Source organism: Gaetbulibacter sp. S0825 (assembly GCF_011777505.1).
Classification (GTDB): domain Bacteria; phylum Bacteroidota; class Bacteroidia; order Flavobacteriales; family Flavobacteriaceae; genus Pontimicrobium.
In genome coordinates this window covers 1-24108 of the sequence record NZ_JAATJT010000001.1, presented here as the reverse complement: position 1 = coordinate 24108, position 24108 = coordinate 1, and the positions used below count along the sequence as shown (strand labels likewise).

Genomic DNA, 24108 nt, shown 5'->3' with positions numbered 1-24108 from the left:
TTTCTAACTAACCAATCAAATAAACTAAGATTTTTTGAATCTTTGTTTAGACTTTCCACGCTGTTTTTGCTGTTTGCGTTGTTTCATTTTCTTCTGTTTAGAACCTTTTTCAAACTTTTCAAATTGCTCTTTAGTAAGTATAGATTTTATCTGTTTTTTCTGAGCTATTTGCTTATCCAATCGCTCATTCATTAAACCATAACGAGCTTCTTTTGATGGCTTTTCACCACTTTCCCTCATCTTCTCTGCAGCTTTCATTTTAGCCTGACGTTCTTTAGCATTCGCAAAATTTAACTTGTAAATATCTTTTTGTTGTGCTTCGGACAAATCTAAATGCAGCGTCATTTTTTTGGTTTGAAGTGTTGCTGCTTGTTCAGGCGTTAAGTCTTTTAGAGCTTGTGAACGTTGCTTTTTAAAATCCTTTCTTTGCTCTCTTTGTCTTTCTTGTGCTATGCCTTGTAAACTTACAAGTGCAATTGCAATTAAAATTATCTTTTTCATTTTTTTAATTATTGATGTTATACTGTTAAGACCTAGATGATTCTAAATGGTTTAATAGAACATTTATTTTTAACTATGTATTAACAGAAATAAAAAAGGCTTCCAATATGGAAGCCTTTTTATGATTATGTATTATATAAAAACTATTTAGGATCTAAAATTGCATCAATACGCTCAACGATATCCTGTAAATGATATCTAGTTAAGGTACTTCCTCTATTAACCCCACTTTGAGCTAGACGCTTAATTCTATTTAGTTCACCACGAACTACTGGAAGAATATCAGATTGCTTTACAGTAACGGTTCCTCTAAAACCTCTTATGTCATTAGAATTCATTAATGTTGCCAATCTTTCAACATGAGCACGTTGTAGATTTCTTCTGTAAGTGTCTATATTTCTTCCTGAACGTACTTCTGACCAAATACCATTACGTAAATCTGTCATCAATGATGTTAACGTGTAAGCATCAGAACCATTTAGCGTTTCATTATCAATCATACGCATCATTCTAGTCAGGTTTAGTACGTTGTTTAATGTTCTTGCTTGAATACCTCTAATACGTTCTGTAACACCATTAAATTCAGTTTTCTTGATAATAGCTTCATCAATTAACCAAGTTGGTGTCTTAAACAACTCGTTATTTAAAAATGCCAATGCATCCTTTTGATATCCCTTATCTACTTGTGTAAATACATCTCCAGCTTGATCAGCAGTCTTTGTATGTTTATAAACACCACCAATATTTGTAGTTACATGTCCCATGTAACGATTGTATTGAGATACAACATGACCATACATTTCAGATAAATCTCCAAAAGTTTCACCATCTTTAGAAGTCCATTCTATTAATTTAGGAACAATACGTTTTAAGTTAGCAATACCATAATTACTCGCTTTAATAGCGTCGTCCCCTAAATCTTCTGTTTGAGCGGATGGATCAATACCATTTAATTGACCAAAACGATACATTGGGTCATCAGCATGGTCTAAAATCCACTTATCTAAAGTTGCTTTTTCATCGTAAGGTGTTTTTGCATCTAAAATTGGACGATATCCCCATCGAATTGCATGTTTGTCATAAACACCAATATTTGGCATTAATGCAACGCCTTCGTCTCCTGGTTGTGCTACGTAATTAAAACGTGCATAATCCATTATAGATGGCGCTGTACCATATTTTTGTGTAAAGGCTGGATCACGTAAATCGTCTACTTTGTAAGCACTACTACTTCCCATGTTATGAGGCAATCCTAAAGTATGTCCAACTTCATGTGAAGATACAAACTTGATAAGCTCACCCATTACTTCGTCTTTAAATCCAACCATTTGTGCCTCTGGATTTATAGCCGCCGTTTGAACAAAGAACCAACCTTGTAATAAACTCATAACATTATGATACCAGTTAATATCTGACTCTAATATTTCGCCCGAACGAGGATCTGCAACGTGAGGTCCATTGGCATTAGGAATTGGAGATGCCAAATATCGCACTACTGAATAACGAGCATCTTCAGGTGTCCACTCAGGATCTTCCTCAACGGTTGGAGGATATTTTCCAATAATGGCATTTTTAAATCCAGCGGCTTCAAAAGCTACTTGCCAGTCGTCAATACCTTGCTTGATGTATTTACGCCACTTTTTTGGTGTCGCTCTGTCTATATAATAAACAATTTGTTTTTTAGGCTCAACTAGTTCGCCACGCTTAAATTTTTCAATATCTTCATCTTTTACTTCTAGTCTCCAACGATTCAAATAGGTCACTCTTTTGCTTTTTTGATCTTCAAGACCATAATCGACTTGAGATCTAGCAAACCATCCAACACGCTCATCAAAGTGGCGTCTTTTCATTTGCTCTTTTGGTAATAATAGCATAGAAGTATTCATTTCTACAGATACTGTTCCTGTAGAACTATTTGAAGGTGCGGCATTAGCTACATATGTTTTTACATGTCTAGCTTCAATGTTAATAGGATAACTTTTCACACTTTCAATGAAAGATTTTTTGGAGTCTAATCTACTTATTTTGTAGCTAGTTCTAAGGTACTGTGGTAATCCTAAAGCCTTAACATCAGTACTATATAATTCTGTTACATCAATAACTGTAGCTGTTTTATCGTCGTTAAAAGCTTTAATTGGGAAGGTATACAAAACAGGCTCGAAATTGGAGTTTACAACAGCTTCGTGAACAGGTTTGTCTTCATCTGCAACAATACTGTGCGATACTATACGAACAACAATTTGCTTATCCTTTTTTTGCCAACGCAATACTTGCGTATTTGCTTTTTGCCCGCCAAAATTTCTATTATTAGATGTGTTCTTAGCAATTCTAGAAACAACCAACATTTCTCTTCCTAAGAGAGAGTCTGGAATTTCATATAGATATTTTCCATCAATTTTATGGACTTTAAAAAGACCATCGTCTGTTTTAGCGTCTTTGGTAACTACTTTACTATAAGGCTGAATATCGCCTTTTTTAGGTTTTGGTGTTGAAGCTGCTTTTTTCGCTGCTGCTGCCTTTTTTGCAGCTTCAGCTTCAGCTGCTTTTTTTGATGTGTTACATGAAGATACAATTAGCGTTAAAGCTAATAGTAACACTTTAATAGAATGTTTCAATTTATCTAGATTTTTGGTTTAGTAGGTGAAAATAGCAAATACTAAACAAATCCTTGTTTTTTGTTAACAAATATTAGTATTTATTTAACTAAAAAATTGATGTATTACCTTAAGGGAATTAATCTAAAGAATCTAAATACTCTTGAATTAAATTGTAGCCTTGACTATGTACCATGGTTGTGCCAATAAGAGGCATGCTAGTTCCTGGAGTATAATTGCTCATTCTATTAGAAATACTAAAGCGTCTTTGAAAGATATTCGTGTCATTAAAATCGGTTTCAAAAGCTAAATCTAAAGTAGATTGAAATTCACAAAAACCTCCAGCTGTATGGCAGTGCGCACAATTAATATCAAAATAAGCACGTGAACGTTCTTCTAAGCTATAATTCACGTCATCTTTCCAGTTTGGTAACGCAACAATTTCTGCAGGGTTAGGAGCATTTATTAGTTGGCCATTGTCTATAAACTGCTGTAATTGGTTAATGCTATTTATGTTAAAATTCATAGTGCGCAATTTTGGGCCAATTGGGGTTACATTATTATTGTTGCTATGGCATTTTATACAATCGTTTGCACTAGGAACAATATAGTTTACTTCAACATCTTCACCTTCACTATTTACAAAATCCACTTTCACTTGATGCTCATTTGTATCTAAAACAGCATCGGTTTGCTCTTCGTTCCATACATAGTTTCCAATAGTCCACTCAGTTTCTTCTTTAATAAGTACACGTGTTTCAATAATTTGTTGTTCAGAGCCTGGGTTGGTTTCATCTAAATTATAATAAAACGTTTTTGCAATAAGTGTTCCTGTTGGAAATATTGGAAACCCATCATCTTCATACTGCAATGCAGTACCATCTGGAAGTCCAATAATTCTTAATTTATGTGCGTAATCCGTAAATAACTCAGTATTTAACTCATATTTAAACATATTGGAGTTTACGGTTAATGTGTTTAAATCTCCTATAAACAGGTTTAATTGAGAAAGGTTTGGTAAAAACTCAGCAATAATTGGATCATCTTGTAATACTACATAATCATCCGAATCATTTAAACATGACGTAAAAAGTGAAGTTACCACTAAGGCAATAATAAGGCGTTTCATTAATTTGGGTTTTAATAATAGATGCGGAAAATAATAAAAATGCCATAAAAAGCCCTAAAAAAACCGATATGCTGTCAATATTTACTGTAAATCTACTTTGTTTTGACTCAAACCTTATGTTTAATGAGTAGTGGTGTATTAATCATATCATAGATTGAAATTTCATATATTGTATAGAAATTATTAAAAATGCCTTATTGGTTGCAAATTGTTTTGATTATTCTTGTTGCGTATATCGTGATAAGTATAGCCTTGTATTATTTACAAGATTATTTGTTGTTTAAACCAGAAAAGCTAGATAAGGATTTTCAATTCGCTTACGAAAACCAAGACACTAAAGAATACTTTCTAGAAACACGTGATGGCGCCAAAATAAATGGGCTGCTATTTAAAAGTAAAAATCAGCCAAAAGGTATTGTACTGTATTTAAAAGGAAATTCTAAAAGTATTAAAGGTTGGGGGAAATTTGCTGTAGATTTTACACGACATGATTACAGTGTGTTTATGGTTGACTATCGAGGATTTGGTAAAAGCACAGGAAGACGTTCGCAAAAAGCGATTAAAAGAGATTTGCAAGAAGTTTATAATAAGTTAAAAGAGCGAACTCCAGAGGAGCATATTATTTTGTATGGTCGTTCGTTAGGTTCAGGCTTCGCAGCTAAGTTAGCGTCCATTAATAATCCCAGACTTTTAATATTGGATGCGCCATATTACAGTTTAACTAAAGTTACTGGGCGTTATATGCCTTTTATGCCTTTGTCATTGTTAATGAAATATCCTTTACCAACTTACAAATGGTTAAAATACGTACAGTGTCCAATTCATATTATTCACGGTACTCATGATAAGTTAATTCCTTATAAATCTAGTGTTAAGCTATCTCAAGTTAATCCCAAACAAACTAAATTACACACAGTAATTGGTGGAGGGCATAAAAATTTGAATAATTTTGAGTCTTACCATAAAATGATTGAAGAAATCATTAATTCGAAACCAGTAGATATCGATTTTTCAACAACAAGTATAAATGTCATACACTCGTCCAAAAAATCTAAAGCAAAAGCTTAAAAAATTCGCTCTAATTCTTTTAGGGCTTTATATTATGGTTGGAACTGCCCTTTATGTATTACAAGAGAAATTTTTGTTTTTACCAGAAACGTTGCCTCTAGATTATACGTATGAATTAGCTTATGAGTATGACGAGTATTTTCTAGACACACCAAATAATGGTGTTATAAATACTTTGCACATAAAGGCAAACAATCCGAAAGGAGCAATATTATATTTTCATGGAAACGCTGGAAGTTTACAACGATGGAGTAAGATTGTTGAGTACTTAGTGGCCATGGATTATGATGTTTATGTTATGGACTATAGAACTTATGGGAAAAGCAAGGGTGTTTTGAGTGAAGAAGCATTATATAATGATGCAAAAGTATGCTATGAGCATTTAGAACAATTTTGGAACGAAGAACATATTATTGTTTATGGACGTTCATTAGGGTCTGCAATGGCGACGAAAATGGCATCAATAAAAAATCCAAAAAAACTAATTTTAGAATCTCCCTTTTATAATATTGAAGATGTTGCCAAAAAACGGTTTCCAATATTTCCTATTAAGAATCTGCTTAAATACAGGTTGCAAAACAACCAACATATTAAACATGCTAAATGTCCCATTTCAATAATTCATGGTACAAATGATTTTGTTGTGCCTTTTAGCAGTGGAGAAAAATTGCACAAAGAATCACCAAAAGACAAAACGACCTTTACAGTTATAGAAAACGGAGGTCACAATAACCTAAATGAGTTTGATGAGTATCATAAACTTATCAAAGAGATTCTACAATAATTGTCTTAAAAAATTAACATTTCAAACTACTATTCTTAAAAAAGAATTAAAAAGGATTTAAATGTGTTAAACATTTCTAAATACCAGTAACGTTTTGGTTTTTTAAACGTCAATAGAGTATAAAAACAAAACAAAAAAACCAAAAATATTATGAACCGATTAATCTTATTATTAGCAGTATTTATAGCAACCAATGCTAGTGCATTATCTGGAATGAGTCCCGATAATACTAAAAAAAATTATAAAACGTTAGTACAAATAAACCTTGAAGCTACACTTTTTGAAAGTGACACAGACGAAAGTCTTTTTGAGGTTTATGAAATTGAAGAAGAAGTATATATCGATTTTGATACAAAAAAGTATTTGCCAGAAGATTTTAATCCTTTAGAAGGGAAAAACGATATCGATTGGTCTACAATTGAATTAGTTGAGATTGAAGAAACTATTGAAATAGATTTTGATACAGCGCAATATCTACCTGAAAATTTTAATGCATTAGAAGGAAAAAATGATATTGATTGGTCAAAAATTGAAATAGTAGAAATTGAAGAGGAGATTGAACTTGGATTTGACACAAGTAAATATTTACCAAGAGGATTTAATCCTTATAGAGGAATGAAATGTGAAAAAGAAAATATAGTAGTGAGTCTTTATTAATTTTGCCAAAGATTATTAATAAAGATCCCAGGCCAGCACATTGTGCTGGCTTTTTTATTTTTGTTTAAGCAGTAAGAAAGTATCATCCATTACATTTCCCGTAAGTATATATTTGTCAAACGGAGCAGCCACAGTTGAGCCAGACATGGTTTTACCATCTTCAAGGTAAATGATTTCTACTGAATAATCATTTGTTCCTCTATAATCAATTTTAATAATTTCTGAAGGAGAATACTCCTTTTTTCCTTTAGCATAAGACGTAAATCTCAACAAGTTAGGATGAGCTCCAACCCACAATTGTCCTTCTTTATCGAATTCAATATTATCGACTCCAGTTCCACAATCAATATCTTCAATAAACTCTAATGAACCATCAGTTAACACATTGTAAACTTTGATTAGAAATTTTCTAGGTGAAGCAACAAAAAGCAAATTGCGTTTTGCATCATAATTAATACCATTGGCATATGCAATTCCATTAGCAACTTCTCTATAAGATGTTCCATCGAAATAGATAACGTTGGATAAAGAGCGTCCTATATAATCTTCGGTAAGCCTCCCAAAACCTTCAGCGTACTTGTGGTCGTTGGTAAAATAAAACGTATTATCGTTAATCATAACAACATCATTTGGACTTATCATTGACTCATCTTTCAAAGTTTCTTCATGTGTTAAAGTTTTGTTTTTAAGATTGAACACCTCAATAGAATGCCCAGACAACGTATGGTTAATTGCCATAATTTTATAGGAGCTATTAAGTTTTTTTAATGAAATACCATGAGGTGCAAACGGTTTATTAAAAGAAGATGTTAATGGAATAACGTTGAATTCTTGATTCTTTAAATCCATAAAATATAAGCCACCAATTTCGTTTTCTTTGGGAGGATACATGCCTCTTTTTGTTGATGATATGATTGCAAAACTATCTTGGTGGCTAATAGTTATGTCTTCAGCTCCTGGAAGGTTAATTTGTTTAACAATGCTACCATTAAAAGTGTTTTCAATAGTTCTAAAATAACCTGTTGAAATAAAAGTATAAGCAACAAAAATAACAATGAGAAGAACGAAGATGATTAAAATTTTTACAGATTTTTTCATAATCAGAGATTAATTTTTAGCCATAATCTTTTTTATTAAATTTTTTCCTATCATCGCAGACGTAGTTAAAACACCCGAAAATAATGCAGCTGCAACTCCAGCGGTTACAATATCTTGTCCAGTAAGGTATAAATTTTTAATAGGTGTTCTTGGCTGAAGAAACCGTTGATGATAACGTTTTGGTGTATGATCTAAACCATAAATTTCTCCTTTGTCGTAATTCACAAAATGTTTTGTGGTTAATGGCGTGGAAAGTTCGTAATGATCAATTTTATCAACCAGTTGAGGTTCATGCTCAAAAAGAATCTTTAAAAGCCGCTGTGATAATTTTTCTTTAAAAATATCATATTCATTACCACGTTTCATCCATTTACTATTTTCCCATTTTTCAACTAACTCATAAGGCATTAGTGTAAGCACATCAATGGTGCTTTTCCCTGGATAGCGATTGTTCCAATCTGGATCTTTAGCAGCAGGAAATGAAATATAAACTAACGGAAAAGGAGCATCATTGTCATTTAAATAGCGCTCAACACATAAATCATGATCACCATCATCAGGGTAAATCCATAAATTAGTTTTTGATAAATTTAGTTCTTCTGGCGTGCCATTTAATCCAATGTATAAACATATATGAGCTACTGAAGGGGTTACTTTTTGTAGTTTATTTTTAAGATTATGTTTTAATAATTCTTGTTTGGGCAAGAGTTTATTATAGGTAGTTATTATTCCTGCACCACTAATTATATTATTGGCATTTATAACTTTTCCATCAGTCATTTTCACACCAATAGCAGTATTGTTTTTTATGATAATTTCATCAACCTCAGCTTTAACTAATATGATTCCGCCAGCAGATTCAATTACTGGATCTATAGTTGCAACAATTCGAGAAGAGCCTCCAACAGGGAAATTACCACCACTTAAATAATGTCTTACTACGCTTGCATGCATCACAAAACTACTTTGTTTAGGAGGTAAGCCATAATCGCCATATTGCCCTGAAAGCACTTTTATTAGTTCTTGATTGGTGGTTAAGGAACTTAAAACTTGATGCGTGGTTTGGTTAGCATATTTTAGATATGATTTACGCATGAAGCCACCAAAAAGATTACTTATCCATTTAGGAGCTGCTTTTTCCATAAAAAACTTTCTACTTGCTTTATTTGCTTCAAATGCGAGTTTAATGTATTCAGTAATAGCATTTTCTTCTTCTGGGAAATAGGAGATAAGTTTAGCTTTAAAATTGGCAGTACCTTTTACAAAATCATAAGATTTATCACCAATTATAATTCGATCATATACATCTCCCATATCAGCCCATTTCAATTCTGCATTCGTGATATAGTCAAATAATTTTTTCACAGCACTTTTTGGGCGACCTACTTCGCCAATATAATGAATACCAACATCCCATTCGTATCCTTTACGCTTAAAAACATGAGTAAAACCACCAGCCGTATAATGCTGCTCTAGGACTAATACTTTTTGACCTTCTTTTGCTAGAATGGCACCACAAGTTAAACTTCCCATCCCTGAACCTATGATTATTGTGTCATACTTTTCTTCAAGAGTTGGATTTTGTTTGTACGATTGTATCATGTTTATTGAATTGCCTTTGAGGATTAAAATGTAACTCTTTGTGGTTCCCAAGTTTTAGGGTTTCCTAAAATGCCTCGTGTTTCACTAACAATTTCCATCCAATTAGGCGATACTTTAATTAATAAGTAATCATCTGGATAATTAGGATAAAAATCTTTCCATTTTGGTTTCCAATGTTTTTCTTTTTCGGTATTATCATTTACTATGTTTGCAATGCCATGTATCATTACATAACCTTTTTTATCGACGTCTTCGTAGTATAAAGTCACATTAGGATTTTCTTGTATTTGCTTTACTTTTCTTGAACTGCTGTTGGTCCCAAACCAAACGATTAAACCGTCTTCAGGAGTAAATGGATCCATAGTTCTTACCCTTGGACTTCCTTTATCATCTATTGTAACCAGCGCACAAGTTTTAGCGCTCTGCATTATTTCTTTTGCAGCACTAATTAATTTTGAGTCATTGTTTTTAGCTATTTTATTTTGCTGAGCACACCCATATATTGAGGATAAAATAGAAATAACAACTATTAGTTTTTTACTCATTTATTTTATTAAAATTATATTGACCATTTAATAGAAAACTAATGTTTCCTGAGTCGTCGGTTTTTGCCTCAATGCGATCACCTTTATCTAAATCTATAAATTTTGTTTTTTCAGTTGGTGTAAATAAATTCACTTCATTATCTGGGTCTATAGCACGAATTTTACCATCTACTATTGTTACATCAATAATATAATCTCCAATGTTTGGTACTTGAAAGTCTAAAAGATATTTTCCTGTATATTTTTCAAGTTCATCGTTAGGTATTTTTACGATGTTAACTTCTCTTGGGTTGTGTGTTCCCCAATCATAATATCTAGAAACCGAACGGAGAATTTCACCAATAAGCCTTCCGCCATTGTCAGCGCTTGTCATTACTATAACGCCATCGCCACTTTTGGCAAAAGCCATCATATCGTTTGTAAAGCCTGCGTTTTTACCTCCATGTCCAAAAATTAAGGCATTATCATTTTCGCGTAAAGAGGGTCCAAGTCCCCAATTATTTTTGTCCTTTGTTAGCATTTGAGTAACCATGTGTTTTGAAAGAATTCCTTTAGTTCCATTTTCATATATATTATGTATTTCAATAAGATATTTTGATAAATCGGAAGGTGTGGTCCATAATCCAGCCGCCGCTTGCTCAGGATAATTATGCCAAAGCCCTTCAATAATTTTTCCGTCACCATAATAAGCAGCACTTATATTATTTTGCATGCTTTCTTTTATTGGTTGGCTATATGTACTATTGGTCATATTCATTTGTGGTAAAATATTTTTAGCCATGAAGTCTTCTAAAGGTAATCCACTCACATCTTCTACTATTTTTTCCATAACGGTATAACCACCTCCAGAATATCTCCATATACTACCTGGTATGGTATCAACATAAATAACAGGAGTATTCCCTTTTCCATTTAAAACGGCATTAATACTTGGAAATGAATCTTTTTGAGTGTAACCAGGAAACCCATGTACGGTCATGCCAGCAGTATGCGTAAGTAAACGTCTAAGAGTCACTTTTTCAATTTCTGTAAATTTTGAATCTGGTAATTTCCAGCTTTTAAGATAAGTGCTTACATCTGCATCTAAATCCAATATACCTTCGTCAACAAGTTTTAAAGCAGCTAATGCAGCAACTGGCTTACTAATAGAACCTGCTTGAAACAAAGTATGCACATCCACTTTTTGATTGGTGTTTGTATTTGCATAACCATAACCTTTTGCCCATTTTAACTTACCATTTTCTATAACTGCAATACTTACTCCAGGAACATTATGAGCTTTCATGCGTTCTTCTATATTGAAAGTTTCAGGAGTTGCTCCTTTTACCTGTATGCCTTTTAATAGACCATTTTCTATAATAGTTATGTCCTTATCATTATTTTCTTGTGGTTCTTCTTTACAAGTAAAGAGTATAACAAATAAGATTAATAATAGAGAAATTTTACGCATAATGATTGTTTTAGTGATAGATGCTTAAAAATACAAAAAAAGGAAGCAACATGGCGCTTCCTTTTTTATATGCGATGTGGTATTGAAACAAGTTTAGGATGATAATTATGTAATTCTATAATCTTAATGTGATTTAATTATTTGTTGTTTTGGCCTTAGTATATGCTTTTAAATAGTTAAAATTTGTTAATTTACTATTGTGTAATACATAGTACTGTAACAGATTTGATTTTGAGTCGTCTATTAAGTATCAATCAAATCAAAAACACCAAAAAAATGAAAACAATTGAACCAAAAACAAACCGCATAAAAAGTTTTAATAAAAACCTATTAACTCTTTTACTTAGTGTATTATTTACAGTAAATATATCTGCTAAGATTAATATAACAGGTGACACAATAAATGATAATTTGAGTACTGAAATGCACAAATTAGAAAAACGAATTTTCACTAATGAGGAATATACAAATACTGAAAATCTAGAAGTTAATGAGATTGAAGTTGTTGAAGTAGAGGAGGAAGTACAATTAGATTTTGATACTACAATGTATCTGCCAGATAACTTTAACGCCTTAGAAGGGAAAAACGATTTAGATTGGAGTACTATTGAATTAATAGAAATTGAAGAAGAAGTGGAGATAGGTTTTGATACTTCAAAGTACCTTCCAAAAAACTTTAATGCCTTAAAAGGGAAAAACGATTTGGACTGGAATACTATTGAGTTAATTGAGATAGAAGAAGACATAGAAATTAATTTTGATGTTAAGGCTTATTTACCTGAAGGATTTGATCCTTATAAAGGCATGTCAAAGGAAACTATTGAAGTTGTTGTAAACCACTAAACATCAATTTAAGAGAGAAAAAAAAAGGAATCACCAATGTGTGATTCCTTTTTTTTATATAATGAGATAATGCAACGAATGCTATAATAAGCACTTAATCTTGTAACTCCACAATTAAAGCATCATCCGTTTTAGTGACTTTAGTAAGTCCATGTTTTGCCAACCCTTTTATGCCTTTATCCCAACCTTTATTACTTAAACCAGATTGTGTTTTAAGATCGTTGAGGTTCATGCTTTTTTGAGTTTTTAAAATCTCGAAAATAGCTTTTTCGTTATCGCTCATCTCAATAGCTTTTTTCTCAGGTTTCATTTGAGGAAAAAACAACACTTCTTGTATTGATGGGTTATTTGTCATAAACATTGTTAGTCTGTCAATACCAATACCAATACCAGATGTTGGAGGCATTCCGTATTCTAAAGCACGTAAAAAGTCGTGGTCTATAAACATAGCTTCATCATCACCTTTTTCAGAGAGTTTTAATTGGTCTTCAAAACGTTCGCGCTGCTCAATTGGGTCATTTAACTCAGAATAAGCATTCGCTAATTCTTTTCCATTTACCATTAGCTCAAAGCGCTCGGTTAAACCTTCTTTAGAGCGATGCTTTTTAGTCAGCGGACTCATTTCGGTTGGGTAATCAATAATAAATGTTGGTTGAATGTAATGTGGTTCACATTTTTCTCCAAAAATTTCATCAATCATTTTACCAATACCAAATGTTTCATCTACTTCAATGTCTAATGCTTTACAAGCGTTGCGTATCTCATCTTCCGATTTTTGATATAAATCAAAACCTGTATGCTCTTTTATGGCGTCCAGAATTCCAATACGCTTATAAGGTGCTTTATAGTCAATCATTTTACCATTGAACTCCACTTCAGTAGTGCCATGTAATTTCATAGCAATCTTTTCTAGAAGCTCTTCTGTGGTGTCCATCATCCAGTTATAATCTTTGTAAGCAGCATACATTTCCATAACCGTAAATTCTGGGTTATGCGTTCTGTCCATGCCTTCATTTCTGAAATCTTTGGCAAACTCATATACACCATCAAAACCACCAACAATCAATCGTTTTAAATATAGTTCGTTAGCAATTCGTAAGTATAAAGGAATATTTAATGCATTGTGATGCGTCATAAAAGGTCTTGCAGCTGCGCCACCAGGAATGGGTTGTAAAATAGGTGTTTCTACTTCCAAAAAGCCCATGTCGTTATAAAACTCACGAATGGTATTGGTTATTTGCGTACGTTTTACAAACGTGTCTTTTACTTTTGGGTTCACTACTAAATCGGCATAGCGTTGTCTGTAACGCATTTCAGGGTCGTTGAACTCATCATGCGTGTTTCCTTCGGCATCTGTTTTTGGTAATGGCAATGGTTTTAGCGATTTACTTAACACGATAAAGTTTTTAACCATCACTGTTTTTTCACCTACTTGTGTTGTGAACAATTCACCTTCAATACCAATAAAATCACCAATATCTAGTAGTTTTTTGTAGACATCATTGTATAATGTTTTGTCTTCTCCAGTGCAAATTTCGTCGCGATTAAAATAGACTTGTATACGACCTTCGCTATCCTGTAGCTCAGCAAACGACGCCTTTCCTTGAATACGTCTAGACATTAATCTACCAGCAATAACAACCTGTTTCCCTTCAGTGAAATCCTGTTTTATCTGTTTAGATGTATGGTCTACTGGATATAAATTTGCTGGATAAGGGTCGATACCTAAAGCTCTTAAATTTTTAAGCTTTTCGCGTCGTACTATTTCTTGTTCAGAAAGCTGCATGATAATTAAGGTTTTAAAACGCCAAAATTAAACTATTTAGAAAAAAGGGAAAGCATCTTTTTAATAATTATGACTATAGTCATAGATTAAAAACCATTTCGGTTGTTATTTTGCTTAATTATTCAAATTTAAACCTCATTTAGGTGCATTATTGAGAAATAAACATGAGATAGCATATAAATAAATTATAAAGAAATGAAAAAAGTAATTTTAAGTTTAGTAGCAACCCTAGTAATTGGGTATTATTCATTTTCACAAGAACTATCGCCTTATATAAAAGTTGGCGAATTAACAGAATCTATACAAAGTGCTTATGATAAGGTGATTTCTACTTTAGAAGGCGATAATTTTACAATTTTAGGAACTTATAACCCTTCAAATAAATCATCTCTAAAAGTAGTTGTATTTACTAGAAGCGATATTAAAAACAAAGTAGTTCAAATTGCCGATAGAGGTGCTTTAGCTGCTGCTTTTAAAGTTGGCTTGGTTAAATTAGACGGGAAAGTAGTGGTTTCATATACGAATCCAGATTATATATTCAGAGCATATTTAAGAGATAATTATGTGACTTTTCAATCTACTTTTGAAAAGTTTAGTGCAGATGTTAAAACAACTTTTTCATCAATTGGAAAAGAATTTGCGCCATTTGGGGGAACGGTTAAAGCAGATAAATTAAAAAAGTATCACTACAAAATAGCAATGCCATATTTTACCGATCCAGTTGAGTTAAACGAATATGCCTCTTTTGAAGAAGGGCTTAAAACTATAGAGGCTAATTTAAAAGCTAAAAAAGGAAATTCTATAGAAGTCTACAAATTGGTATATCCAAATAAAAAGGTAGCTGTTTTTGGAGTAGGCTTGCAAAGTGCAGAAAAAGGAGAAGCTAATTTTTTACATAAAATTGGAGAATCTCATGCTGCAGCGTTGCCGTACGAAATAATTTTACAAGGTAATGAAGCAACAATGTTACATGGTAGGTATAGAATAGCACTGCATTGGCCAGATTTAACCATGGGAACATTTATGAAAATAATGAGCACACCTGGAGATATTAAAGATGCTTTAAAGGCTGTTTGTAAATAGGTTGAGTAAACAATAAAGCTCTTCAATTATGGTTTATGTTGATGTAACAAAACTGTTTGAAATGCGTCAAATAGGTAATCATCAATTAAAAAAATCAATCTTATGAGTATTTGGAGAGTCTTACTTTCTATTTTTTGCCCACCTCTAGCAGTCTTAGATAAAGGATGTGGTTCAATTTTTATCGTCTTTTTATTGTGGCTTTGTGGCTGGGTTCCTGGTGTTATTGCTGCCTTAGTTATTTTAAATAATCCTGAAAGATAGTTTGCAGTCGTAGTATTAAGTTTCCAGTTAGTCAAAGTTGAAGTATATTCCAAATAAGTCGTAATTTTGCGCTCTATGAATAAGAAAATAGAACTTCAAGATTTAGGACTTAAAGATTACAAAGACACTTGGGATTACCAAGAAGTCTTGTTTAAAAGTATTGTCGATACTAAAATTAAGAATAGAAGGGAAGATGCTAATCTAGACACAAACAATTATTTTTTATTCGTAGAACATCCGCACGTTTATACTTTAGGTAAAAGTGGCGATATGAGTAACTTACTGGTTGATGAAGTGCAACTTGCAGAAAAAGGTGCGTCGTTTTATAAAGTAAATCGTGGAGGTGACATCACTTATCATGGTCCTGGGCAAATTGTTGGTTATCCTATTTTAGACTTAGATAATTTCTTTACAGATATTCATAAGTACTTACGCTTACTAGAAGAAATGATTATTTTAACCCTTGCCGAATATGGTTTAAAAGCTGAACGTAGTAAAGGCGAAACAGGTGTCTGGTTGGATGTAGGAACCCCTTTTGCACGTAAAATATGTGCTATGGGAGTTCGTGCAAGTCGCTGGGTAACGATGCATGGTTTTGCATTAAATGTGAATGCCAATTTGGGTTATTTCGATTTGATGATTCCTTGTGGCATTAGAGGTAAAGCAGTTACGTCTCTTAATGTGGAACTTGGTAAAAAAGAGGTAGATGAAGCTGAAGTGAAAGAAAAACTTCTTAAACACTTTAGAGTGCTTTTTGAGGCTGATATTTGAAATTATGTAAGTAAACAAGTTTAGTAATTACTTTCATGACGTTTTGTAAAATATGAAATCAAATACTACAATTAGTTCCATTAATAATATCTTCTACTGATGGATTATAATTGTTAGAATGGATATTCACAGAATCATAAACTCCATTTGCCAAGATATTTTGCAGATTACAAAGATTCACTAGACTATCGTTGTCTGTAACCCAAATATTTCCTATAAACGATTCAACGTTTTGTAATCCAACTAAGGAATTCAGCGAATTATTAGAAAGGATCTCAATTCGACCACTAATATTGTCACCAATAGATGATAAGTTGGCTAAATTTGATAAAGACAATAGGGAGTTGTTATTTCTAATTATTAGCTTCCTCATGAATTGCACATTCTCTAAGCCAGATAATGATTCAAGTGAATTATTATTAAATAATTCAAAACCAACTAATGAGCTAACACCTTCCAGTCCATGTAAAGAGGTTAATAAAGGATTATTCAATATACCTAAATCTCCCCCAATAACACTTAGGTTTTCAAAAGCTTGTATTGTAGTTAATGAAATATTGTCTCTTATAACTATATATCTTTCAGTACTAACTAAGCTATTAAGTCCTTCAAGAGTAACTAAAGATTCATTAACTTTAATTTCAATACTATTTACTGAAATTAAATTGTTTAAACCTAACAAATTAGATATAGAAGGATTGTTTACAATGCTAACATTTCCTAAAGAGGTGATGTTATGAAAAACGTTTATATTGTTTAAAGAATTATTATACGCTATAGCAAGGTCTTGTCCAATGGTTTTTAGTTCTGAAAGTGCATCTATGTTTTGTAGTGAATTGTTGCGATCTATTAGAAGAGACTTTTCAATTTCTTTAATGTTTTGTAGCCCATTAAGGTTAGTTAAAACAGAATTACCAACTATTCTTAATCTCCCATTTATTTTTGTAAGCCCAATAAAACCTGTTAAATCATTTATTTCGTCATTAAGAAATAGATCGCCAATTATTAAATCACCATTTATTTCGCAATAATCATTTAGAATAAAAGTGTTGATTTCTTCTTGCGTGGTTAAAGTAACATCTCCTTCAAAAACGCATGAATCATCATTATTGCTGTCATCTGTATTACATGAAACTTGAGTGATAATTAATAGTATAAGTATTATTTTTTTCATTCTTTAAGTAGTTTGTGACAAAACAAAGATAGTAGTTATTACAATTAATCAATACTTATTCCTATTAATAAGGCATTATTAGACTGCTCCAGAACGTTGTTAAAACAATGTAAAAAAAAGTAGTTATTATTCACTAACATTAATATATTCTTCAGAATAATTTCCATTAATTATTACACCACCCTCTCTTGTAAAAGTGTATTCTAAATCAATATTTGTTGATGAAAGAGAATTGATTACGAAACTTATTTAAGTAGCATTTTGATCAGAGTTATATGCATTATCGAGCAATCTAGTTCCTCCTTGCATTAAATTGTTGGCTCTTGAAGCATTTCTCTCAACTTTTTGAAGCTGAGTTTTAGAAGTTTACCCTTCCGCATTAAAATACACTTTGTAGTAGTGCATTTTTTTATCCTCGTCGTAACCACGTTCTAGATATTCGGCGGAGGCATCAGGTGCATCGACATCTAATTTTATTTGAATGTTGGTATCGAGTTTTATTTCTGTTTTTATTTTCTGTTTTTGCTTTTTTAGCACAACTTCCGAAACATCAAACTGATTTCTGATGAGGACGTTGTTATCGCTTTCAAACGTTTTTTTGTAGTCCTCAAATAGTTGTATTTGGTCTTCCTCTTCAAAAACATCGTCTTTAAAGGTTTCAATATTTACCACCTCATTTTCCTTGAAAAAATCTACTGTTTTTGCTAAAAAACTACTTTGCTCTTGCATGCCAAATTGTGGTTGCATCACTTCTTTAGAAAACTCTCTACACATCTCAATATAGTTTTTGGTGTGTTGGTTGGAGTCGTCAGGATACTTTATATTTAAGAAGCTTTTAATCCAATATTGCGCATCGTAATTATTATTATCGACACTCAATACAATCTTGCCTTCACCATCGGCAGCATTTAAAATTAAACAGCCTTTATCTACTTTTTTGGTCTGAACTCCTTTTTGTACATACAAATCGTAGCTATTATTTTCTAAATGCGTTTGAAAAAAATGCGACTTGTTTTCAATTTTAAAAATGCCAATGGCATCGGTAAGGTAATCTTCGTATTGAATATCATGAAACATACACACAATAACATCACCAGTTTTTATTTGTGCAGAATTTGATTGCTCAAATAAATGCATCACTATGTGCTTTGAAACATCAACAAAATTGGTATCGTCGTTTAATAATTGACTAGCATAACTATTAATTTCATTAAGATCTATGTTTGCGTGATGGTTAAACCTGTAGCTCTCTGCAACGCTACCAAAAGCACGTAACAAATATGGTAGTATTAAATCGTAACTAGCTTCATCAAAATCTATAGGTTGCTCCGAAAAAGCGTTTTTGGTGTCGTTAAATTTGTTGCCAACTTTATGCAAAATACATTTTGAAATCGAGGCTTTTGTACGTTTAATCATGTGTAAAATTTAGAAGTGCAATACTAGTAAATTACAAATAGAATTCAATAAAAAATGCCAAGGTATTTCTACCTTGGCACCTCATAATAGATTCGGCTTTCGATTTGGTTATCGTTGCTAGTTGTAAATTTTATAAATTAAAAATGTGGGGCAAAAACCAAAAACTAATGGCTAAAAGTGCTAATAATAAATATTCTCTTGGGAATAGGTCAAATCTACAAAATTAAACCGTTATAAATTAAATAATTAGCTTAATTTTTTTGATAAATTATTATTGAGTTTGATTCGCCCTTTGTTACAAACTCTAAGTTGCTGTCTCCATCAATATTTGCAAAGTCAATTATAGAAGTACCATAGACTGGAAAATTATTAATGGGTTTAGATTGACTGTCGAACATATAGATTTTTTGAGCTTGTAAATCGGTAAGCGTGATATAAATTTTATCGTTTATGTAAAATATTTTTGGTGCTGTGTAATTACCAAAATCCAATTCTTGAGTACGTTGCTTAATAGTTAATTTATTTTCATCGACAGAAGCTAAAGTTTTGCTTGTAGTTGTAATATAATGGTTGCTACTTAGGTTTAACGCTTGTTTGCTAACAGCACCACTAAGGTTTATTTGTACTAACTCGCCACTTTTGGTAGTGGTTGTAAATACGTCATTATACTTGTAAATATCGTTGCCTGAAAAATCGATGTTCTCGTTAACGTTTATTCTAGATTGTCCACGACGGTTTAAAACTTTTAATGTTTTTCCAGCAGCAAATACAATATAATCTCTATTGTTTATTCTAAAATGTTTTGGTTGGGTTAGAATATCGTTTGAAGTATTTTGATATTTAAAACCATTAACCCGTTTACCATTTTTATTGTACATAATAAGCACATTGTTTTGCGCTACAATAAAGCGATAATTTTTGTTGTTGTCATAATCGAAAACGCTCAATGGTTGGGTAATTTCGTTATTGAATTTTAATGGGAAAGGACTCACATCTTTTCCATTTCTATCTAAAATATAAACACGATTTGGTGTTGCAAAGGCAAGTTGCAAGCGGCCATTTTTATAAAGGTCTACTTGCGCAATGCTACCGAGAATTGTGCCTTGTAGTTGCTTTTTCCAAAGGACTTTTCCTTTATTAGAAATTAAATATAAGTTGTTGTTTATATCTTGTACAACAATGTCTTTTTGTTTAGTACGATGGTTAATTACAAATTGCGGATTGGTTAAAATATCAGATTCTAAAGACACATTAAACTCTTCGCTTATGGTATTTTGTTGTCTCCTAGATTTGTTCTTTTTTATAGCAGTATTAATATGCACAAAACCATCATCTTGCACTATTTGAAATCCAGAAAATTTATGATTGCTTAGATTTAGGCTTATTGCCGTTTCATTAAAAGTGCTTTCTAAAATGGATTCTAATTGTTTGGAATTTGCAATTACTAATAATGATGCTTCGTCACTTAATGATTTTTGTAAGTTCGAGTAATTAGTATCGGTGTTGTAAGTGCTTCCGTTTTGGATATTGGTTATAATAGTCTTAAGTAGCTCTTCGTCATTGGCAAATACAAAAAAGTCATCGATGTTAATGTATTTTAAAGCATCTTTAAATGAAACAATAGGAGCAAATATGTTTTTGAAGTAGCTTGGACTATTAAAAGAGAAGATGTCTGTATTTCTAAAACTTCCTGTTTTGTTTTCTTCGCTATTTAAAATGGCGTTTGTACTAAAAGCATCTATAGATTTAAGTGCTAAGACTTTTTTATCGTCTAAATAAATCAACCCAACTTCGGTTAGCGTTTCTAAAAGTTCAAAATGTTGTGTGCTGTCAACTATTTGTTTCTTGTAAGTCGCTAAGTTTTGATGCAGTGTTTGAAAATCGTTATAAGTAAAACTTAAAAAGCCATCACTTGTTAAAGGGGTGATGTTTTGGATGGTGTTTTCTTGAGGTATGGTGTTTTTAAAAACGTCAATAAATTTTCTAACAGAATCATTATTAATACTTACGCCATTAAGTATAAGTTGGTCTGGAGTAATTTCAGCATCAAAAGCAATAGTGTTTGCGAAATTATTATTTGGAAGGCCAAAAGCACCTTTCCCAAAGTTGTTAACGCTCTTGTTATTAAGTAACAATGAGAAGGACTTATCGGTACTTAGAGCTTTACTGAAAGTATTAAAGCTATTGCTTTTTTGAACACTTAAATTAGTAATAATACTATTTGAGTTTGAGGCTACAAAAACACTATCTAATATTGTGTTATATAGTTTAAGCGAATCGTTTTTTTGTAATAAACTATCATGATATTTAGTGATGAAAGTATAGTTTAAAGAATCGCCTGAATTATTATAGCAAACTAGTATTTCATTATTTGTGTTAAAACTTTCTAAGCTTTCTAAAGAAGAGTTGAAGTTTTCGTAAAAATCTGTTGATGATAGTCCTTTTATGAAGGCACTGTTTTTAATGTCGCTTTTAAATGTTTCGAGCGTATTTATTTTTAGAATAACCGAAGTTGAATCTGGAATAAGCTGAGTAATACTGGTTTTGTTTCCTCTAGAATTATTACAACTAAAGCATATTGATAGAATAATAAGGGAAACAAAAAACTTTTTCATTAGGACTAATTAATGCAATTTCATGCAAAGGTATAACTTAAAATTCAAAAGTTAATTGCTCTGGCAAGAGCTTGAAGGATTTTCGATGATATTTAGTTATGCCATGTTTTTTTATAGCTTCGCGATGCTCCGCAGTAGGATAACCTTTGTTTTGTTTCCAATTATACATAGGGAATTCTTCGTGAATTTTTAGCATATAAGTATCACGATACGTTTTTGCTAAAACTGAAGCAGCAGCAATATTTAAATATTTACCATCACCTTTAATAATAGTTTTATGAGGTATGTCTTTAAAAGGCTTAAATTTGTTACCATCCACAGCAATAAATTCTGTTATAGTTGATAGTTTTTCAATTGATTGATGCATCGCCAAAATAGAAGCATTCAATATGTTGATGTTGTCAATTTCTTTTTCAAAAATATGTGTTACTCCAAAACTTACTGCTGCGCTTTCAATAATAGGTTTTAAAACGTCTCTTTTTTTATGTGATAGTTGCTTGGAATCGTTCAATATATCATTCTCAAAATCTATTGGTAAAATGACAGCAGCAGCAGTAACTGGACCAGCAAGACATCCTCGACCAGCTTCATCTGTGCCGCATTCAAATTCAAATTCCGAATATTTTAGTCCAAGCATTTTAATAAATCATTGTTAAAACCGTTATGGTATTTAGTAATTTTCTTTCTCGTATAAAAAAAGTGATTACATTTGATAATTACTATTTTTGCACGAAGTTTTTACGTCACAAAACTTGTATTTACAAGATTATAAAATATTTATGAATCGTATAGTTTTATTGTTGTTTTCTTTTTTTAGTATAGCTGCTATGAGCGCTCAAACTAAACCACCTTTAAAACGTGCAGAAGGAGGTGGGAATTTCACGCTACAAAAAGATTCATTGAGTTTAGATGATTCCAAGAGAATTCGTAAAAACGAAAACGCAACTATTGACCTTTATAAAATTATTTCTAAAGAGCATGATACAATTTTTGTAGATACAACTCTTACTATATACAAAGACTATAAATTCAACTATTTAAGAAGAGATAATTTTAATGTCTTACCATTTTCAAATATTGGACAAACCTATAACACTTTAAGTTATAATTTTGAAAACAATTCATTAATGCCAGTTTTTGGAGCTCGTGCAAGACATTTCAATTTTATGGAGATAGAGGATGTTAATTATTATTATGTGCCTACACCTTTTACCGAGCTAATGTTTAAAACAGCTTTTGAGCAAGGTCAGTTATTGGATGCTTTTTTTACTGTAAATACGACGCCGCAATTTAACTTTTCAATAGCTTATAAAGGACTTAGGTCGTTAGGTAAGTATCAGCATATATTAACAAGTACTGGAAATTTTAGATTTACAACTAATTATAAAACCAAAAATGGCAAGTATAATGTTAGGGCACATTCTGTAATTCAAGACCTAATGAATGAAGAAAATGGAGGTATTTTAGATAAGGATCTTGATGAATTTGAATCAGGAAATCCTAGATTTTTGGATCGTTCGGTTTTTGATCCAGCTTTTGAAGATGCCGAAAATGTTTTAAAAGGAAAAAGATTCCATTTTGACCATTATTATAATCTTATCCAGCAAAAAGACTCATCAAGCCAAAACACATTAAGCCTTGGAAATATAGTGTCTTACGAAAGCAAGTATTATCAATACGAACAAACTTCGCCTTATACCGATTACTTTGGTGATGCTTTTTCAAGCTCCAATTTAAATGATAAAACTACTTTAGAGAATGTGTATGTTGAAGCCAACACAAGATATAGAAGTAATACTCTTGGAGAGTTAAAGTTTAATGTCGCTTATAATCAATATAATTATGGTTATAACACCTTAGTATCTATAAATGGTAATGATATTACTAACCGTTTAAAAGGGAATGTGGTTTCTGTTGGGGGAGGATATAAAAACACCATTGGTAAATTTCTAATTCAAGGAGATTTTGGATTGAATATTTCAGGAGATTTTGATGGAAATTTTTTAAATGGAAAAGCAAAGTATAGCATTAATGAGGATTCTAAAGTTGGTGCCACAGTTAATATAAGTTCCAAAGCACCCAATTATAACTATCTATTATATCAGAGTGACTATATAAATTACAATTGGCAAAACTCGTTTGATAATGTCCAAACAAAGCAACTAGGTTTTAAATTCAAATCAAAAAGGTTGATTAATGTTGATTTGGACTATACTACAATTAATAACTATACTTATTTCGATAAATCTGGAGTCGAACCGCTTTTGAAAGCGAATCAATATAATGGTACGGTCAATTATTTTAGAGCAAGATTAGAAAAAGAGTTGAAGTTTGGGAAATTCGCTCTTAATAATACATTGCTTTACCAAACAGTTATAGATGGAGCTGACGTTTTAAATGTTCCAGATTTTATTACAAGGAATACCTTTTATTACACTAGTCATTTTTTTGATAAAGCCTTATTTCTTCAAACAGGAATAACTTTTAATTACTTCTCCAAATATAATATGAATGCGTACGATCCAGTTTTAGCAGAATTCTACGTTCAAAACGAAAAGCAACTAGGTGGTTTCCCTAGATTAGGCTTCTTTATAAATGCTAAAGTTAAGCAAACACGTATCTTTTTTAAGTTAGAGCATTTCAATGCTCCATTTACAGGTTACAATTATTACACTTCCCCCAATAGTATTCATCGGGATTTGAGTATTCGATTTGGATTGGTATGGGATTT

At 31.9% G+C, this 24108-nt stretch carries 20 protein-coding genes; 8 read left to right on the top strand and 12 right to left on the bottom strand.

Annotated features, from left to right (window positions below):
• Positions 1 to 24 precede the first annotated feature (24 nt).
• The 3 genes from HB672_RS00100 to HB672_RS00090 form a co-directional block, all read right to left on the bottom strand.
• Entirely contained in the window at positions 25 to 501 is a 477-nt protein-coding gene (locus tag HB672_RS00100) for a hypothetical protein (protein WP_167605716.1), read from the bottom strand.
• Between the two features lie 143 nt (positions 502 to 644).
• Positions 645 to 3116, bottom strand: a complete 2472-nt coding sequence (locus tag HB672_RS00095) for a zinc-dependent metalloprotease (RefSeq protein WP_167605713.1) — start codon at positions 3114 to 3116, stop codon at positions 645 to 647.
• Positions 3117 to 3234: 118 nt separating this feature from the next.
• Positions 3235 to 4224, bottom strand: coding sequence for a hypothetical protein (locus HB672_RS00090; protein ID WP_167605710.1), 990 nt, complete (start codon positions 4222 to 4224; stop codon positions 3235 to 3237).
• A 189-nt stretch (positions 4225 to 4413) separates the two neighbouring features.
• Here HB672_RS00090 and HB672_RS00085 point away from each other — a divergent pair, with 189 nt between their 5' ends.
• The 3 genes from HB672_RS00085 to HB672_RS00075 all read left to right on the top strand — a co-directional run bounded on the left by HB672_RS00085 (position 4414) and on the right by HB672_RS00075 (position 6733).
• On the top strand, positions 4414 to 5292 hold the full coding sequence (locus HB672_RS00085) for an alpha/beta fold hydrolase (RefSeq protein WP_167605707.1): 879 nt from the start codon (positions 4414 to 4416) through the stop codon (positions 5290 to 5292).
• Positions 5252 to 6076 (top strand): alpha/beta fold hydrolase, encoded by an 825-nt coding sequence (locus HB672_RS00080; protein WP_167605704.1) that lies wholly within the window; start codon positions 5252 to 5254, stop codon positions 6074 to 6076. The genes HB672_RS00085 and HB672_RS00080 overlap by 41 nt, the downstream gene beginning before the upstream one ends.
• Positions 6077 to 6226: 150 nt before the next feature.
• Positions 6227 to 6733 carry a hypothetical protein gene (locus HB672_RS00075; RefSeq protein ID WP_167605701.1) on the top strand — a complete coding sequence of 169 codons (507 nt, stop codon included), beginning with the start codon at positions 6227 to 6229 and terminating at the stop codon, positions 6731 to 6733.
• Positions 6734 to 6787: 54 nt separating this feature from the next.
• Here the strand turns inward: HB672_RS00075 and HB672_RS00070 are convergent, their stop codons facing one another.
• The 4 genes from HB672_RS00070 to HB672_RS00055 are packed head-to-tail and all read right to left on the bottom strand — an operon-like array spanning position 6788 to position 11428.
• On the bottom strand, positions 6788 to 7831 hold the full coding sequence (locus tag HB672_RS00070) for an SMP-30/gluconolactonase/LRE family protein (protein WP_167605698.1): 1044 nt from the start codon (positions 7829 to 7831) through the stop codon (positions 6788 to 6790).
• Positions 7832 to 7840: 9 nt separating this feature from the next.
• Positions 7841 to 9433: an NAD(P)/FAD-dependent oxidoreductase gene (locus tag HB672_RS00065; protein ID WP_167605695.1), complete on the bottom strand. Its 1593-nt coding sequence runs from the start codon at positions 9431 to 9433 to the stop codon at positions 7841 to 7843.
• Between the two features lie 23 nt (positions 9434 to 9456).
• On the bottom strand, positions 9457 to 9978 hold the full coding sequence (locus HB672_RS00060) for a pyridoxamine 5'-phosphate oxidase family protein (protein ID WP_167605692.1): 522 nt from the start codon (positions 9976 to 9978) through the stop codon (positions 9457 to 9459).
• The gene (locus tag HB672_RS00055; protein ID WP_167605689.1) at positions 9971 to 11428 is read right to left on the bottom strand and encodes a serine hydrolase domain-containing protein; all 1458 of its coding nucleotides are present in this window, start codon (positions 11426 to 11428) and stop codon (positions 9971 to 9973) included. Before HB672_RS00055 ends, HB672_RS00060 begins: the two co-directional genes overlap by 8 nt.
• 276 nt (positions 11429 to 11704) lie before the next feature.
• Between HB672_RS00055 and HB672_RS00050 the strand changes: the two genes are divergently transcribed.
• Positions 11705 to 12271: a hypothetical protein gene (locus HB672_RS00050; RefSeq protein WP_167605686.1), complete on the top strand. Its 567-nt coding sequence runs from the start codon at positions 11705 to 11707 to the stop codon at positions 12269 to 12271.
• A 94-nt stretch (positions 12272 to 12365) separates the two neighbouring features.
• Here HB672_RS00050 and lysS read toward each other — a convergent pair whose 3' ends face one another.
• Entirely contained in the window at positions 12366 to 14057 is a 1692-nt protein-coding gene (lysS, locus tag HB672_RS00045; protein ID WP_167605683.1) for a lysine--tRNA ligase, read from the bottom strand.
• Positions 14058 to 14252: 195 nt separating this feature from the next.
• Here lysS and HB672_RS00040 point away from each other — a divergent pair, with 195 nt between their 5' ends.
• From HB672_RS00040 to lipB, 3 genes are all read left to right on the top strand, one after another.
• On the top strand, positions 14253 to 15140 hold the full coding sequence (locus HB672_RS00040; protein WP_167605680.1) for a hypothetical protein: 888 nt from the start codon (positions 14253 to 14255) through the stop codon (positions 15138 to 15140).
• Positions 15141 to 15242: 102 nt separating this feature from the next.
• Positions 15243 to 15401, top strand: coding sequence for a YqaE/Pmp3 family membrane protein (locus HB672_RS00035; RefSeq protein ID WP_136844972.1), 159 nt, complete (start codon positions 15243 to 15245; stop codon positions 15399 to 15401).
• Between the two features lie 75 nt (positions 15402 to 15476).
• Positions 15477 to 16172 carry a lipoyl(octanoyl) transferase LipB gene (gene lipB / locus HB672_RS00030; protein WP_167605677.1) on the top strand — a complete coding sequence of 232 codons (696 nt, stop codon included), beginning with the start codon at positions 15477 to 15479 and terminating at the stop codon, positions 16170 to 16172.
• A 58-nt stretch (positions 16173 to 16230) separates the two neighbouring features.
• On the opposite strand, the gene HB672_RS00025 is transcribed toward lipB, so the two are convergent.
• The 4 genes from HB672_RS00025 to HB672_RS00010 form a co-directional block, all read right to left on the bottom strand.
• Positions 16231 to 17346: a hypothetical protein gene (locus tag HB672_RS00025; protein ID WP_167605674.1), complete on the bottom strand. Its 1116-nt coding sequence runs from the start codon at positions 17344 to 17346 to the stop codon at positions 16231 to 16233.
• Between the two features lie 366 nt (positions 17347 to 17712).
• Positions 17713 to 18762 (bottom strand): nucleoid-associated protein, encoded by a 1050-nt coding sequence (locus tag HB672_RS00020; protein WP_167605671.1) that lies wholly within the window; start codon positions 18760 to 18762, stop codon positions 17713 to 17715.
• 251 nt (positions 18763 to 19013) lie between these two features.
• A complete protein-coding gene (locus HB672_RS00015) occupies positions 19014 to 21377 on the bottom strand; it encodes a ribonuclease HII (RefSeq protein WP_167605669.1) in 2364 nt (787 codons plus the stop codon).
• Positions 21378 to 21414: 37 nt separating this feature from the next.
• Entirely contained in the window at positions 21415 to 22014 is a 600-nt protein-coding gene (locus tag HB672_RS00010) for a ribonuclease HII (protein WP_167605666.1), read from the bottom strand.
• 142 nt (positions 22015 to 22156) lie between these two features.
• On the opposite strand from HB672_RS00010, the gene HB672_RS00005 reads away from it, so the two are divergent.
• The coding region (locus HB672_RS00005) for a putative porin (RefSeq protein WP_167605663.1) at positions 22157 to 24108 on the top strand (1952 nt) is incomplete at its 3' end.